The organism is Comamonas sp. B21-038 (assembly GCF_022387135.1).
GTDB lineage: Bacteria > Pseudomonadota > Gammaproteobacteria > Burkholderiales > Burkholderiaceae_C > Comamonas > Comamonas sediminis.
The window spans coordinates 4483308-4496426 of sequence record NZ_CP092462.1; the positions used below are offsets into that span (position 1 = coordinate 4483308).

General features: G+C 66.4%; 11 protein-coding genes. 5 read left to right on the forward strand and 6 right to left on the reverse strand.

Annotation, left to right across the window (positions count from 1 at the left end; all coding sequences use genetic code 11):
- Window positions 1–131 precede the first annotated feature (131 nt).
- Complete coding sequence (locus tag MJ205_RS20340; protein WP_239810111.1) at window positions 132–953, forward strand: TlpA disulfide reductase family protein; 822 nt, start codon at window positions 132–134, stop codon at window positions 951–953.
- On the opposite strand, the gene MJ205_RS20345 is transcribed toward MJ205_RS20340, so the two are convergent.
- From MJ205_RS20345 to MJ205_RS20370, 6 genes are all read right to left on the reverse strand, one after another.
- Window positions 940–2481: a class I adenylate-forming enzyme family protein gene (locus MJ205_RS20345; protein ID WP_239810112.1), complete on the reverse strand. Its 1542-nt coding sequence runs from the start codon at window positions 2479–2481 to the stop codon at window positions 940–942. The two genes, MJ205_RS20340 and MJ205_RS20345, sit on opposite strands and share 14 nt — an antisense overlap.
- Window positions 2482–2492: 11 nt before the next feature.
- A complete protein-coding gene (locus MJ205_RS20350) occupies window positions 2493–3482 on the reverse strand; it encodes a Bug family tripartite tricarboxylate transporter substrate binding protein (RefSeq protein WP_239810113.1) in 990 nt (329 codons plus the stop codon).
- A gap of 43 nt (window positions 3483–3525) precedes the next feature.
- The gene (locus tag MJ205_RS20355) at window positions 3526–4722 is read right to left on the reverse strand and encodes an acetyl-CoA C-acetyltransferase (RefSeq protein WP_230773848.1); all 1197 of its coding nucleotides are present in this window, start codon (window positions 4720–4722) and stop codon (window positions 3526–3528) included.
- A gap of 25 nt (window positions 4723–4747) precedes the next feature.
- Complete coding sequence (locus MJ205_RS20360) at window positions 4748–6016, reverse strand: acetyl-CoA hydrolase/transferase family protein (protein WP_446715038.1); 1269 nt, start codon at window positions 6014–6016, stop codon at window positions 4748–4750.
- Window positions 6013–6906: a MaoC/PaaZ C-terminal domain-containing protein gene (locus MJ205_RS20365; RefSeq protein ID WP_239810114.1), complete on the reverse strand. Its 894-nt coding sequence runs from the start codon at window positions 6904–6906 to the stop codon at window positions 6013–6015. Before MJ205_RS20365 ends, MJ205_RS20360 begins: the two co-directional genes overlap by 4 nt.
- Before the next feature lie 277 nt (window positions 6907–7183).
- Window positions 7184–8089, reverse strand: a complete 906-nt coding sequence (locus MJ205_RS20370; RefSeq protein ID WP_239812809.1) for an SDR family NAD(P)-dependent oxidoreductase — start codon at window positions 8087–8089, stop codon at window positions 7184–7186.
- Window positions 8090–8310: 221 nt separating this feature from the next.
- Here MJ205_RS20370 and MJ205_RS20375 point away from each other — a divergent pair, with 221 nt between their 5' ends.
- From MJ205_RS20375 to MJ205_RS20390, 4 genes are all read left to right on the forward strand, one after another.
- The gene (locus MJ205_RS20375) at window positions 8311–9207 is read left to right on the forward strand and encodes an FAS1-like dehydratase domain-containing protein (protein ID WP_239810115.1); all 897 of its coding nucleotides are present in this window, start codon (window positions 8311–8313) and stop codon (window positions 9205–9207) included.
- Between the two features lie 88 nt (window positions 9208–9295).
- The gene (locus tag MJ205_RS20380; protein WP_116927445.1) at window positions 9296–10462 is read left to right on the forward strand and encodes an acyl-CoA dehydrogenase family protein; all 1167 of its coding nucleotides are present in this window, start codon (window positions 9296–9298) and stop codon (window positions 10460–10462) included.
- A 40-nt stretch (window positions 10463–10502) separates the two neighbouring features.
- Window positions 10503–11684 (forward strand): CaiB/BaiF CoA transferase family protein, encoded by a 1182-nt coding sequence (locus tag MJ205_RS20385; RefSeq protein WP_239810116.1) that lies wholly within the window; start codon window positions 10503–10505, stop codon window positions 11682–11684.
- 25 nt (window positions 11685–11709) lie between these two features.
- Complete coding sequence (locus MJ205_RS20390) at window positions 11710–13089, forward strand: MmgE/PrpD family protein (protein WP_239810117.1); 1380 nt, start codon at window positions 11710–11712, stop codon at window positions 13087–13089.
- Window positions 13090–13119 lie beyond the last annotated feature (30 nt).

Genomic DNA, 13119 nt, shown 5'->3' on the forward strand with positions numbered 1-13119 from the left:
CCCACCGGCCCATGGCTGGCCCCTGCTGCGGGGGGCGCCATGGAACCAAACGCCGCGCCAGGTATTCAGACAGCAGATTCGCCGCTGGTGTGCCTCCACACCAGCGCCTTCTGTTTTTAATAAATACAACGATGAGCGCAAGTTTGCAGATCGGGCCGTTTTCGCTGCCCTGGGGTTTGGTCATTTTGATGCTGGCATGGCTGCTGGCCGATGTGCTGCTGGCGCGCTGGGCGCGGCAGCGGGGACTGTCCACCACGCCGCATGCCTGGCTGCTGCCGCTGTTGGCGCTGGTCGCGGCGCGGCTGGGCTTTGTGGCGCGCTATGCCGATGAGTACCTGGCGCAGCCGTTGTCGCTGTTCAATGTGCGCGATGGGGGCTGGGAGCCCTGGGCGGCCCTGGCGGTGACGGTTGTTTACGTTTGGTGGCTGTGGCTGCGCAAGAAGGCGGTGGTTCAGCCGCTGGCAGGCGCGGCGGCGCTGTTTGCGGTGCTGTGGCTGGGCGGCAATGCGCTGGTCCATCACTTCTCCTCCAGCGCCAAGGCCTTGCCGCAGCTGTCGCTGGTGGCGCTGGATGCCCAAACCCATGCGCTCGACCAGTTCAAGGGCAAGCCCGTGGTCATCAACCTCTGGGCCAGCTGGTGTACTCCTTGTGTGCGCGAGATGCCGGCGCTGCTGGAGGCGCAAAAGCGCTACCCGCAGGCGCAGTTTCTGTGGGTGAACCAGCAGGAAGCACCCGAGGTGGTGCTCAAGGCCGCACGCGGCTTTGGCCTGCCCGATGGCCAGGTGCTGCTGGACCCGCGCAACAGCATGGGCGAGGTGGCCGGCAGCCGTGCGCTGCCCACCACCCTGTTTTATGACGCGAACGGCCAGCTGCAGGGCCAGCGCGTGGGCGAGCTGTCGGGAGCCAGCCTGAACGACTTCATGCAGAAGATCGTGCCGGCTACGACGCTGTAGCGCTTGCGGGCGCTGCAGCAGCCTGCTCGGCCTCCAGCCGGGCCTGCAGCTCGCGCTTCATCACCTTGCCATTGGCATTCACCGGCAGCTCATCGATGGCGATGATGCGTGCCGGCCGCTTGTAGGGCGCCAGGTGCTCGCGCAAATGCGCTTGCAAGGCATCCAGGTCGGGTGGATGGCGGGCATCCTGCACCACAAAGGCGACCACGGCCTCATTGCCATCGGCCTCCTTCTGACCCACGACGGCGGCGCGCTGGATACCGGGGAAGCTGCCCAGCGCATGCTCGACCTCGCTGGGGTAGACGTTGAAGCCCGAGCGGATGATCATCTCCTTGAGGCGGCCGACGACGAACAGCGCGCCATCGGCATGCAGCTCGCCCAGGTCGCCGGTGGCATACCAGCCGCCTTCGCGCAAGACAGCGGTGGTGGCCTCGGGATCACGGAAGTAGCCGGGCATCAGACCGGTGCCACGCACCCAGATCTCGCCCCGCTCGCCGGTCGGCAGCGGCCGGCCGCTGTGCGGATCGACGATCTGCAGCTCCGCGCCGTCGATGCAGTAGCCCGCGCTGGTGTCGCTGCGGGCTTCGTCGATGCGCGTCAGGTGCAGCGAGCCAGCGTATTCGCTCATCGCATAGCCGTGGTGCAGGGTCTGGCCAAACAGCGCCTCGACCTTGGTCTTCAGCGCCAGATCGAGCGGGCCGGCGCCGGTATAGAGGTAGCGCAGATGCGGTGCCGCCGGTTGGCGGATGCCATGCTGCTCGCAGTACTGCAGCAGGCGCGCAAACAGGGTGGGTGGGCCTTGCAGTTGGGTGATGCCATGGTGGGCCAGCGCGTCCAGCAGATCAGCGGGCTCGAACTGGCTGCGCATCTCCAGCGCAGCGCCGGCCGACAGCGAGGCCAGCAGCACGGTGCCCAGACCGAAGATATGGGTCATAGGCACAAAGGCATAGACCTTGTCAGCAGGCCCCAGCCGGCGCGACTGGGCCGAGACCCGGGCAAAGTGCGCCACACCGCGCTGGCTCATCAGCACGCCCTTGGGGGTGCCGGTGGTGCCGGAGGTGAAGATGATGGCGGCCACCGGATTGCCATCCGGCTCGGGCTCGGCGCGCGCATCGGCACGCACTGCCGTGTGGGCCAGGCCCGGCACGCAGGACGGGCGGGTGCCATAGCGCTCGGCATGCGCTGCGGCGGCCTTGGAGACGCGGTCGGTGAAGTACACCACCCGCGCGTCGGCCTTGTCTGCAAAGCCGCGCACCTCGCCGGGCGCCATGCGGGCATTGACGCCGCAGGCCCAGGCGCCGACGCGGCTGCAGGCCAGCAGCAGCGCGGCATGCTCGGGGCAGTTCTCGGCGACCACCAGCACGCGGTCGCCGCTGCGCACCTGTAGCGCGCGCAGCTCCGCCTCCAGCGCATCGACCAGGCGGCCCAGGTCGGCATAGCTCAGGGTGCGATCGGGCAGGTAGATAAAGGGCCGGTCAGGGGCCTCCTGCAGCCAGCGGTCCAGAAACTGGTGAATGCGAAATTCCATCTTGGGTCCTGTCAGTCCACCACAATGCCCTGGGTCACGGTGGACCACATCTGGCGTTCCTTCGCGGCGCGCTCGACGAGGGTCTGGGGGCTGCCCGTCCATTCGTCGTAGCCCAGCTCCTTGTACTTGGCCTTCAGCTCGGGCTGGGCCAGCGCGGCATTGATGGCCTTGTTCAGGCGCATCTGCAGCTCGGGCGCCATGCCCTTGGGACCGTAGACGGCATACCAGCCGCCCACATCAAAGCCCTTGAGGCCGTCGATGCCGCTTTCGGCAAAGGTCGGCACATCGGGCAGCGCCGGGTTGCGCTGGGGCGAGGTCACGGCAATCGGGGTCACCTTCTTGCTGTGGATGTAGGTGCCCGCCGTGCTGATGATGTCCATCATCATGTTGATCTGGCCGCCCATCACATCGGTCATCGCCGGTGCATTGCCCCGGTAGGGCACATGGTTCAGCTCGATGCCGCTGCGCTTGGCAAACAGCAGGGTGCCCAGATGGTTGGAGCCGCCCACGCCGGCCGATGCATAGCTGAGCTTGCCCGGGTTGGCCTTGGCATAGTCCACCAGCGCCTTCGTGGTCTTGAAAGGCTCGTTGTTGTTCGCCACCAGCACGTTGTAGTAGCTCAGTACCGGTGCGATCGGGGTCAGGTCCTTGGCCGGGTCGAACTGCATCTTGCGCATCACATTGGGGCTGATGGTGATCGTGGGGCTGGCGGCAAACCACAGGGTCAGGCCATCGGGGTTGGCACGCGAGGTTTCGTTGCCCGCCAGGGTGGCGTTGGCACCGGTCTTGTTGTCGACCACGACGGTGCTGCCCAGCTCCTTGGACAGCGCGATGGACAGCAGGCGTGCGCCCTGGTCCACGGGGCCGCCGGCCGAGTAGCCGACGATGAGGCGCACCGGTGCGCCTGAACCCAGGCCCCCTTGGGCATGGACAGAGGCGCAGAGGCTGAGGGCGGCGGCGGCCGTGGCAGCCAGCAGGCGGCGGCGGTGGATGAGGGTCATGTCTTGTCTCCTGGTTTTTGTAAGCGGTGGGGAGGGCGGGCGCTCAGTAGCGCTCGAACACGGCGGCAATGCCCTGGCCGCCGCCGATGCACATGGTCTCCAGGCCATAGCGGCCCTTGCGGCGTTCCAGCTCATGCAGCAAGGTGGCCAGAATGCGCACGCCGGTGGCACCAATCGGGTGGCCCAGCGAGATGCCTGAGCCGTTCACATTCAGGCGCTCGGCATCGTTCCATTCCAGGCCCTGCAGCACGGCCAGCACCTGGCAGGCAAAGGCCTCATTGATCTCGACCAGGTCCATGTCGTTCATCGTCAGGCCCAGCTTGCCCAGCAGCTTCTTGACGGCCGGCACCGGGCCAATGCCCATGCGCGAGGGCTCGCAGCCGGCGGCGGCCCAGCCGACCAGGCTGGCCATCGGCGTCAGGCCCAGCTCCTGGAGCTTGTCTTCGGCCACGATCAGGCAGGCGGCCGAGGCATCGTTTTGCTGGCTGGCATTGCCGGCGCTGACGGTGCCACCCTTCATCAACGCGCGCAGCTTGCCCAGCGAATCCATCGTGGCATCGGCGCGGAAGCCTTCGTCGCGGCTGAACAGGGTCGCCTCGCCCTTTTTCTGCGGCACGCTGACGGGCACCACCTCGGCATCAAAGCGGCCGGCCTGCCAGGCGGCGGCAGCGCGCTGGTGGCTGCGCAGCGCAAAGGCATCGGCCTCTTCGCGGCTGATGCCGTAGTCACGCGCCAGGTTCTCGGCGGTCTCGATCATGCCGGAGATGACGCCAAAGCGCTCCACCGGTTGCGAGCGCTCGCGGCCCCGGTCCAGGCGGTCATACATGGTGACGCTGCCTGCCCGCTTGCCCCAGCGCATGTCGGTGGTGTAGTACTCGATATTGCTCATGCTCTCCACCCCGCCGGCGATCACCACGTCGGCGGCGCCGCTTTGCACCATCATGCAAGCGGTAACCACGGCCTGCAGGCCGCCACCGCAGCGGCGGTCAAGCTGCATGCCTGGCACTTCCACCGGCAGGCCGGCCTGCAGCGCGGCCCAGCGGCCCACGCAAGGCGTTTCGCTGCTGGCATAGGACTGGGCAAACACCACATCGTCGATGCGGCTGGGGTCGATGCCGCTGCGCTCGACCACGGCACGCACGGTGGTGGCGGCCAGGTCCTCGACCGAGACGGGGCGCAGGCTGCCTCCGTAGGTGCCCACCGGGGTTCGCAAAGGGGTGACGATGGCGGCTTTACGCATGGCTTTCTCTCCAGAAAAATAGGGGTCAATTCAGGTGCTGGCGCGCTTGGGCCGCCAGCAGGTCTCGGTGTTCAGGTGCGGCAATGGCCAGCATCGCGCGCAGGCGCTGGCCCAGGCTCAGGCCGCGCAGGTCGGCAATGCCGTGTTCGGTGACGATCAGGCCGGCATCGGCGCGCGGTGTGGAGACCGGGCCGGACAGCTGCGCGACGATGCGCGACTGGCCTCTGGCGGTGGCGGGCAGCGCGACAATCGGCAGGCCGCCATCGCAGGCGGCAGCGGCACGCAGGAAATCCATCGCGCCACCGACGGCGCCCAGGTATTGGCCTGCCACCACCTCGGCATTGATCTGGCCGGTCAGGTCCACCTCGATCGCCGAGTTGATCGCGGTGAGCCGGTGGGTCCGGCCCAGCACCTGGGCGTTGTGGGTGTAGTCGGTGCCGGCAATGCGCAACGCAGGGTTGTTATGCGCCCAGCGCCGCGTGCGGGCACTGCCCATCAGCAGGCCGGTGACGCTGGTGCCCGCATCGATGCCTTTGCGTGCATTGGTGATGACGCCAGCCTCGACCAGGTCGGCCACGCGGTCGCCGATGGTGCCGCTGTGCACGCCCAGGTCGCGGTGGCCTTGCAGCGCCTGCAGCACCGCATCGGGCAGGTTGCCAATGCCCAGCTGCAAGGTGGCGCCGTCTTCCACGCGGCTGGCGATCAGCTGCGCAATCGCCTCTTCAGCGGGGCCAATTTTGCCGGCGGGCACATCGACCACAGCCTGGTCGCTCTGCACCCAGGCATCGACATCGGCCAGGCGCAGGCTGGCGCCCGCGACCCAGGGCACATCGGCGTTCACCTCGGCGATCACGCAGCGCGCATGGCGCATGGCAGTGACCAAATAGTCATGGGCCAGGCCCAGGCTGCAGTCGCCATCGGCATTGGGCGGTGATACCTGGACGAACACCACATCGACGGCAATGCGGCGGCTGGCGATCAGCTGCGGAATCTGCGAGTAGTGGCAGGGAATTGGATCGAGCACACCGGCCATGCCCAGGGCGCGGTGCGCGCCACCGGCGGCGTAGCCGCGCATGTCGATGGCATCGGCATGCGCGGGCTGCAAGGTGTTGGCGCCGCCAATGCCCAGAAAGACGCTGGTGCGCGCAAAGCGCTGGCGCTGGGCCACATAGGCCTGGATCAGCGACAGCGGCTCGGCGGCCGACTGGCCCCAGACGATGCTGTCGCCAGCGCGGATGAACTGCGCCAGATCCAGATCCGCCAGCGCCATCTGCCGGCCTTGGGCCATGCTCATAGCTGTGCGGGAGCCAGGCTGGCATTGCCATGGCTGAGCACGACAATGCCGCGCTCGACCACCAGCGCGCGGAACTGCAGCGCATCGCCGGCCTGCCAGACCTCGGTGCGCAAGGTCTCGCCCGGAAAGACCGGCGACGAAAAGCGCGCATGCATGCTGCGCAGCAGGCTGGCATCGCCGTTGCAGGCCGTCATCACCAGCGCATGGCAGACCATGCCGTAGGTGGCCAGGCCGTGCAGGATGGGCTTGTCAAAGCCTGCCGCCTGCGCCACCTGGGGATCGGCATGCAGCGGGTTGTAGTCGCCCATCAGGCGGTAGAGCAGGGCGGCCTCGGGGCGGATGGTGTGGGTATAGGTCCAGCGCGGTGCCGTATCGGGCGTGGGCGCCAGCGCCGGCAGCGAGTCATCGCTGGGCTGGCCGCCCAGCGCTTCGCTGTAGCCGCCATCGCCCCGGCAGAACGTGACCTGCTCCAGGGTGGCATAGCGCGTGCCGTCTTCGCCTTCCAGGCTGCGTTCGCTGACCACAATCGCGCCCTTGCCCGCGCCCTTGTCGATCACCCGCGTGACCTTGGTCTTGCCCACCACCTTGGCCCCCACCGGCAGCGGCTGGTGGATGGTGGTGCGCTGCTCGCCATGCACCAGCTTGACCCAGTCAATCCCCGTGTCCGCCTCCTTGGCCCAGAAGCCCGGATAGCCCAGCACCGAGCTCATTGTCGGCAGCGCCTGCAGCGGCTGCGCCATGCCCTCGTAGACCAGCGGCAGATTGCGCGTATCGAGCGGATCATTGCCCACCCCCAGACTGAGCGCATACAGCATCGTGTCGCGCTGCGAATAATCCTGGTGCACCGGCGCAAACGGCCGGGCCTTGAGTTGCTGGTAGTTGATCGTCATGGTCGTTGTCTCTGGGGTTGTTGTGGTGCGGCGTAGTGCACTGCTTGTTGGGTGTTTTGCGAGGCCACCGGGGGACCTCCTTGAAACGGTCAGAGCACACCCATCGAGCTTCGTTGTTCGAGAATCAAGACGCCCACTGTGCACTGCGCGTAAAAACTGGCGCTACCGTACTAACTGGCACCGACGAAGGGCCGCTCCCGCCCGGAGGGTGCCGTCCCCCTTCCCACGCGAAGCGTGAGAGAAGGGGGAAGCCGCGCAGCGGCTCAGGGGGATGCTCTTAGATCGGATCCCAACTAAACACCTCCCCCGACCGCTCCATCGGCACAAACGAAGATTTCAGTGCCGGCATCGCATGCGAGGCAATGTCCTCGGGGGTCCAGCCTTCGCCCTGGTGCACCGAGCGCAGCGGGCGCGGCTGGCTCATCAGGAAGATCTCGTTATTGCGCACCGCAAACACCTGGGCGTTCACATCCCTGGCCTGCTCGCTGAGCAGGTAGACGGCCAGTGGCGCAATCTTGTTGGGGGTCATCTGCTTGAGCTTGTCCACACGGGCCTGCTGCTCGGGCGTGTCGGTCGGGATGGAGCCGATCATGCGGCTCCAGGCAAACGGCGAGATGCAGTTGCTGCGCACATGGAACTTGCCCATGTCCAGCGCAATGCTCTTGGACAGCGCGACAATGCCCAGCTTGGCGGCCGAGTAGTTGGCCTGGCCAAAGTTGCCGATCAGGCCGGAGGTGCTGGTCATGTGGACCATGGCGCCGCTTTCCTGCTCCTTGAAGTGGTTGGCCGCAGCGCGTGCCACGTAGTAGCTGCCGTAGAGGTGGACCTTGATGACGGCGTCCCACTCATCGACGCTCATCTTGTGGAAGAAGCGGTCGCGCAGGATGCCGGCGTTGTTGACGATGCCGTCGAGCTTGCCAAAGCTGTCGAGCGCGCACTGCACAATCTTGGCGGCGGCATTGGCGTCCGAGACGCTGTCGGTATTGGCCACGGCTTCACCGCCGGCGGCCTTGATCTCGTTGACGACCTTTTGCGCGGGGCCGTCGTCATGACCTTCACCGGTGGTGGAGGTGCCGATGTCATTGACGACGACCTTGGCGCCTTCCTTGGCCATGGCCAGTGCCATATCACGGCCGATGCCACCGCCAGAACCGGTGACGATAACGACTTTGCCTTCGAGCATGGTGGACATGTCTGTTTTTCCTTGGAGCTGTGTGTAGATGAATATCGCCAGCATGCCGTCCATGAAGCGCATTGCCAATTCGCAAATGCGTAGGCAGGGCTTTGGCAAACTGAAACGGCTGGCTCACTAATGCGCGTTAACCCGCTGTCTTCACCGCTGCCAAAGGAGAGGTTCCAATCTCTGCGATTGCGCTGGCGAGCGCAGCCTGCGACAGTGCCACCATGTCGCACACCCCTGAACCTTCTGCCGCCTCGCTCTCTGCCGAGCAGGTCGCCCATTTGCAAAGCTGGATCAACAAGACCGAGACCACGCAGGACCTGGTAGCCCGCACGGCCGTAACCGGTCTGTCGGCCACCTTGGACCGCGATGACCTCCCGGCCCAGGACGGTGACAGCCTGCCGCCGCTGTGGCACTGGATGAACTTTGTGCCGATGGCGCGGCAAAGCCTGCTGGGGCCCGATGGCCACCCGGCGCGTGGCGGCTTTCTGCCGCCGGTGCCGCTGCCCCGGCGCATGTGGGCCGGTGGCCGCCTGCAGTGGCAGGCGGACAACCCGCTGCGCATTGGCGAGCGCGTGGAGCGCGTCTCGCGCATCGCCTCGGTGGACCACAAGGTCGGCCGCTCGGGCGAGCTGCTGTTTGTGCTGGTACAGCACAGCTACAGCAATGCAGACGGCCTGGCGCTGACCGAGGAGCATGATATCGTCTACCGCGCCGCCGCCCAGCCCGGCGACCCGGTGCCCCCGCCCACTGCCGCCGACACGCAGGCCGCCTGGAAGCGCGAGATCAACGCCGACCCGGTGATGCTGTTCCGCTATTCGGCGCTCACCTTCAACGGCCACCGCATCCACTACGACCGCAGCTATGTCACGCAGGAAGAGGGCTATCCCGGCCTGATCGTGCATGGCCCGCTGATTGCGACCTTGCTGGTCGATCTGCTGCGCCGCAATGCACCCGATGCAGTGCTGACCGACTTCTCGTTCAAGGCCATCCGCCCGACCTTTGATCTGCATCCGTTCACCGTGCTGGGCCAGCCCCAGGACGATGGCAAGACCATCAAGCTCTGGGCGCATGACCACGAAGGCTGGCTCACGATGCAGGCCACCGCCAAGATCCGCTGAGCGCCGCAGACCACCACGCTTTCCCCAACACCCGGGGGGTGGCGCATGCGCTGTCAGCGCCGCCAGCCCCAACGCCCGACCCAGAACCATGATCGAACATACCGGCTCCAACAACTTCCCCGAAATCCGCGATGCCATCCGCGCGCTCTGCGCCGAGTTCCCCGACGAGTATTTCCGCAAGGTCGATGAGGCCCGTGCCTACCCCGAGACCTTTGTCGAGGCGCTGACCAAGGCCGGCTGGCTGGCAGCGCTGATTCCGCAGGAATACGGCGGCTCGGGCCTGGGCCTGACCGAGGCCTCGGTCATCATGGAAGAGATCAACCGCTGCGGCGGCAACTCCGGCGCCTGCCACGGCCAGATGTACAACATGGGCACCTTGCTGCGCCATGGCTCGGCCGCGCAGAAGGAAAAGTACCTGCCCAAGATCGCCAGCGGCGAATGGCGCCTGCAATCGATGGGTGTGACCGAGCCCACCACCGGCACCGACACCACCAAGATCAAGACCACGGCCGTGAAGAAGGGCGACAAGTACGTCATCAACGGTCAGAAGGTCTGGATCAGCCGCATCCAGCACAGCGATTTCATGATCCTGCTGGCGCGCACCACGCCGCTGGCCGAGGTCAAGAAGAAGAGCGAAGGCATGTCGATCTTCATGGTCGACTTGCGCGAGGCCGAGAAAAAGGGCCTGACCGTGCGCCCCATCCTGAACATGGTCAACCACGAGACCAATGAGCTGTTCTTCGAGAACCTGGAGATCCCCGAGGAGAACCTGATCGGCGAGGAAGGCAAGGGCTTCAAATACATCCTGGACGGCCTCAACGCCGAGCGCACGCTGATCGCTGCCGAGTGCATTGGCGATGGCTACTGGTTCCTGGACCGCGTGACCAACTATGTGCGCGACCGCGAAGTGTTTGGCCGCCCGATTGGCCAGAACCAGGGCGTGCAGTTCCCGATTGCCGATGCCTTCATCGAGGTGGAAGCGGCCAACCTGATGCGCTGGAAAGCCTGCGAACTGTTTGACAAGCACGAGCCCATGGGTGCCCAGGCCAATATGGCCAAGTACCTGGCGGCCAAGGCGAGCTGGGAGGCGGCCAATGCCTGCCTGCAGTTCCACGGCGGCTTTGGCTTTGCCTGCGAATACGACGTGGAGCGCAAGTTCCGCGAGACGCGCCTGTACCAGGTGGCACCGATCTCGACGAACCTGATCTATTCCTACGTGGCCGAGCACATCCTGGGCCTGCCGCGCTCGTTCTGATGGCGCCGCGCAGCGAGAAAAACAGACAACCGGAGACTTCATGACCAGACCATTGGACGGGATCACCGTCGTATCGCTGGAGCACGCCGTGGCCGCGCCTTTTTGCGCACGCCAGCTGGCCGATCTGGGGGCGCGCGTCATCAAGGTGGAGCGGCCGGGCAGCGGCGATTTTGCGCGCGGCTATGACAGCCGCGTGCGCGGCCAGTCCTCGCACTTCACCTGGCTGAACCGCAACAAGGAAAGCCTGGCGCTGGACCTGAAGGACCCTGCATCCCTGGAGGCGCTCAAGCAGCTGCTGGGTACGGCCGATGTGCTGCTGCAGAACCTGGCGCCGGGCGCTGCGGCGCGCATGGGCCTGTCGTACGAGGCCCTGCACGCCGCCTTTCCGCGCCTGATCGTCTGCGACATCAGCGGCTATGGCGACAACGGCCCCTACCGCGACAAGAAGGCCTATGACCTGCTGATCCAGAGCGAGGCGGGCTTTCTGTCGGTGACCGGCACGCCCGAGACGCCGAGCAAATCGGGCATCTCGGTGGCCGATATTGCGGCGGGCATGTATGCCTATACCAATATCCTCTCGGCCCTGCTGCTGCGCGGCAAGACGGGCGAGGGCAGCCATATCGATGTGTCCATGCTCGAAGCGCTGGGCGAGTGGATGGGCTACCCGATGTACTACGCGTTTGAAGGCGCTGCGCCGCCACCGCGCACCGGCGCCTCGCATGCCAGCATCTACCCCTATGGCCCCTTTGTGGCCGGCGATGGCGGCACGGTGATGCTGGGCCTGCAAAACGAGCGCGAGTGGAAGGTCTTCTGCGACCAGGTGCTGCTGGCACCGGCGCTGGCGACCGATGCGCGCTTTGACAGCAATGCCAAGCGCAATGCCAACCGTGCCGAGCTGCAGGCCGAGATCCTGCGCATCTTTGGCTCGCTCAATGCCAGCGATGTGGTGCAGCGCCTGGACGAGGCCGGCATTGCCAACGCCCATGTCAACGACATGGCGGGCCTGTGGGCGCACCCGCAGCTGCTGGCACGCCAGCGCTTTGCGCAGGTGGACACGCCGGTGGGCGCAGTGCCCGCGCTGCTGCCGCCCGGCCGCAACAACCAGTACGACTACCGCATGGACGCGGTGCCTGCGGTGGGCGAGCACACGGCCGCCATCCTCGACGCGCTGCGGCTGCCGGCCGATGCGCTGGCAGCGGTGCGCAAGGCCTCCGGCCTTTGATGCTTTCTGTTGGAGAAAAAAGAACATGACCACAGCAACCACATCCCCCACGCCAGCGGCCCAGCTGGCCCGCTTTGCGGCCGAGCTGCAATACAGCGACATTCCCGAGTCCGTGCTGCAGAAAATCGAAGACCTCTGGGTTGACTGGTTTGGCTCGGTGGTGGCCGGCCACAATGCCCGCCCGGTGGCCAGCATCACCCGCTTTGCTTTGGGCCAGGGCCCGGCCCAGGGCCCGGCCGAGGTGATCGGCCCCGAGGGCCGCAGCAGCAGCCCCTACCTGGCGGCGATGGCCAATGCCGCCGCTTCGCATGTGGCCGAGCAGGACGATGTGCACAACGGCTCGGTGTTCCACCCGGCGGCCGTCGTCTTCCCCCCGGCCGTGGCCGTGGCGCAGGCGCTGGGCAAGTCTGGCAAGGAGCTGCTGACCGCCTGCATCGCCGGCTATGAAGTGGGCATCCGTGTGGGCGAGTTTCTGGGCCGCTCGCACTACAAGATCTTCCACACCACCGGCACAGCCGGCACCTTGGCCGCAGCGGCCGCCGTGGGCCATCTGCTGGGCCTCAATGCACAGCAGATGCTGCATGCCTTTGGCTCGGCCGGCACGCAGTCTGCCGGCCTGTGGGAGTTTTTGCGCACCGCTGCCGACAGCAAGCAGCTGCACACCGCGCATGCAGCAGGCGCCGGCCTGATGGCCGCCTACCTGGCCAAGGATGGTTTCACCGGCGCGGCCGATATCTTCTGCGGTGCGCAGGGCATGGCCGCTGGCATGTCCAGCGACAGCGATCCGGCCCGCCTGGTCGATGGCCTGGGTACGCGCTGGGCCACGCCGGAGACCTCGTTCAAATGGCATGCCTCCTGCCGCCACACGCACCCGGCCGCCGATGCGCTGCTGCAGGTGGTACGCGCGCACCAGCTCAAGGTGTCCGACATTGCCGAAGTGGTGACCCATGTGCACCAGGCGGCGATCGATGTGCTGGGCCCCGTCGTGGACCCGAGCACCGTGCACCAGAGCAAGTTCTCGATGGGCACGGTGCTGGCGCTGGCCGCGCGCTTCGGCTTTGCTGGCCTCAATGAGTTCGACAACGAGTTCCGCGCCGAGGACACGATGGCGTTGCGCGACAAGGTGCGCATGGTGCTGGACCCCGAGGTGGACAGCGCCTACCCGCAGCGCTGGATTGGCAAGGTGACCGTGACCACCACCGATGGCCGCGTGCTGGAGGGCCGGGTGGATGAGCCCAAGGGCGACCCAGGCAACACCCTGAGCCGCGAGGAGCTGACCGACAAGGCACTGCGCCTGGGCGAATTCAGCCGTGCGGTGCCCGCCGCGCAGATGCAGCAATCGGTGCAGAAACTGTGGCAAGTACGGGAATGGACCAGGGTCGAAAAGCTGTTGCTGGCCGTATAAAGAAAGCAGCAGCGCCGATGCTGGGTGGCT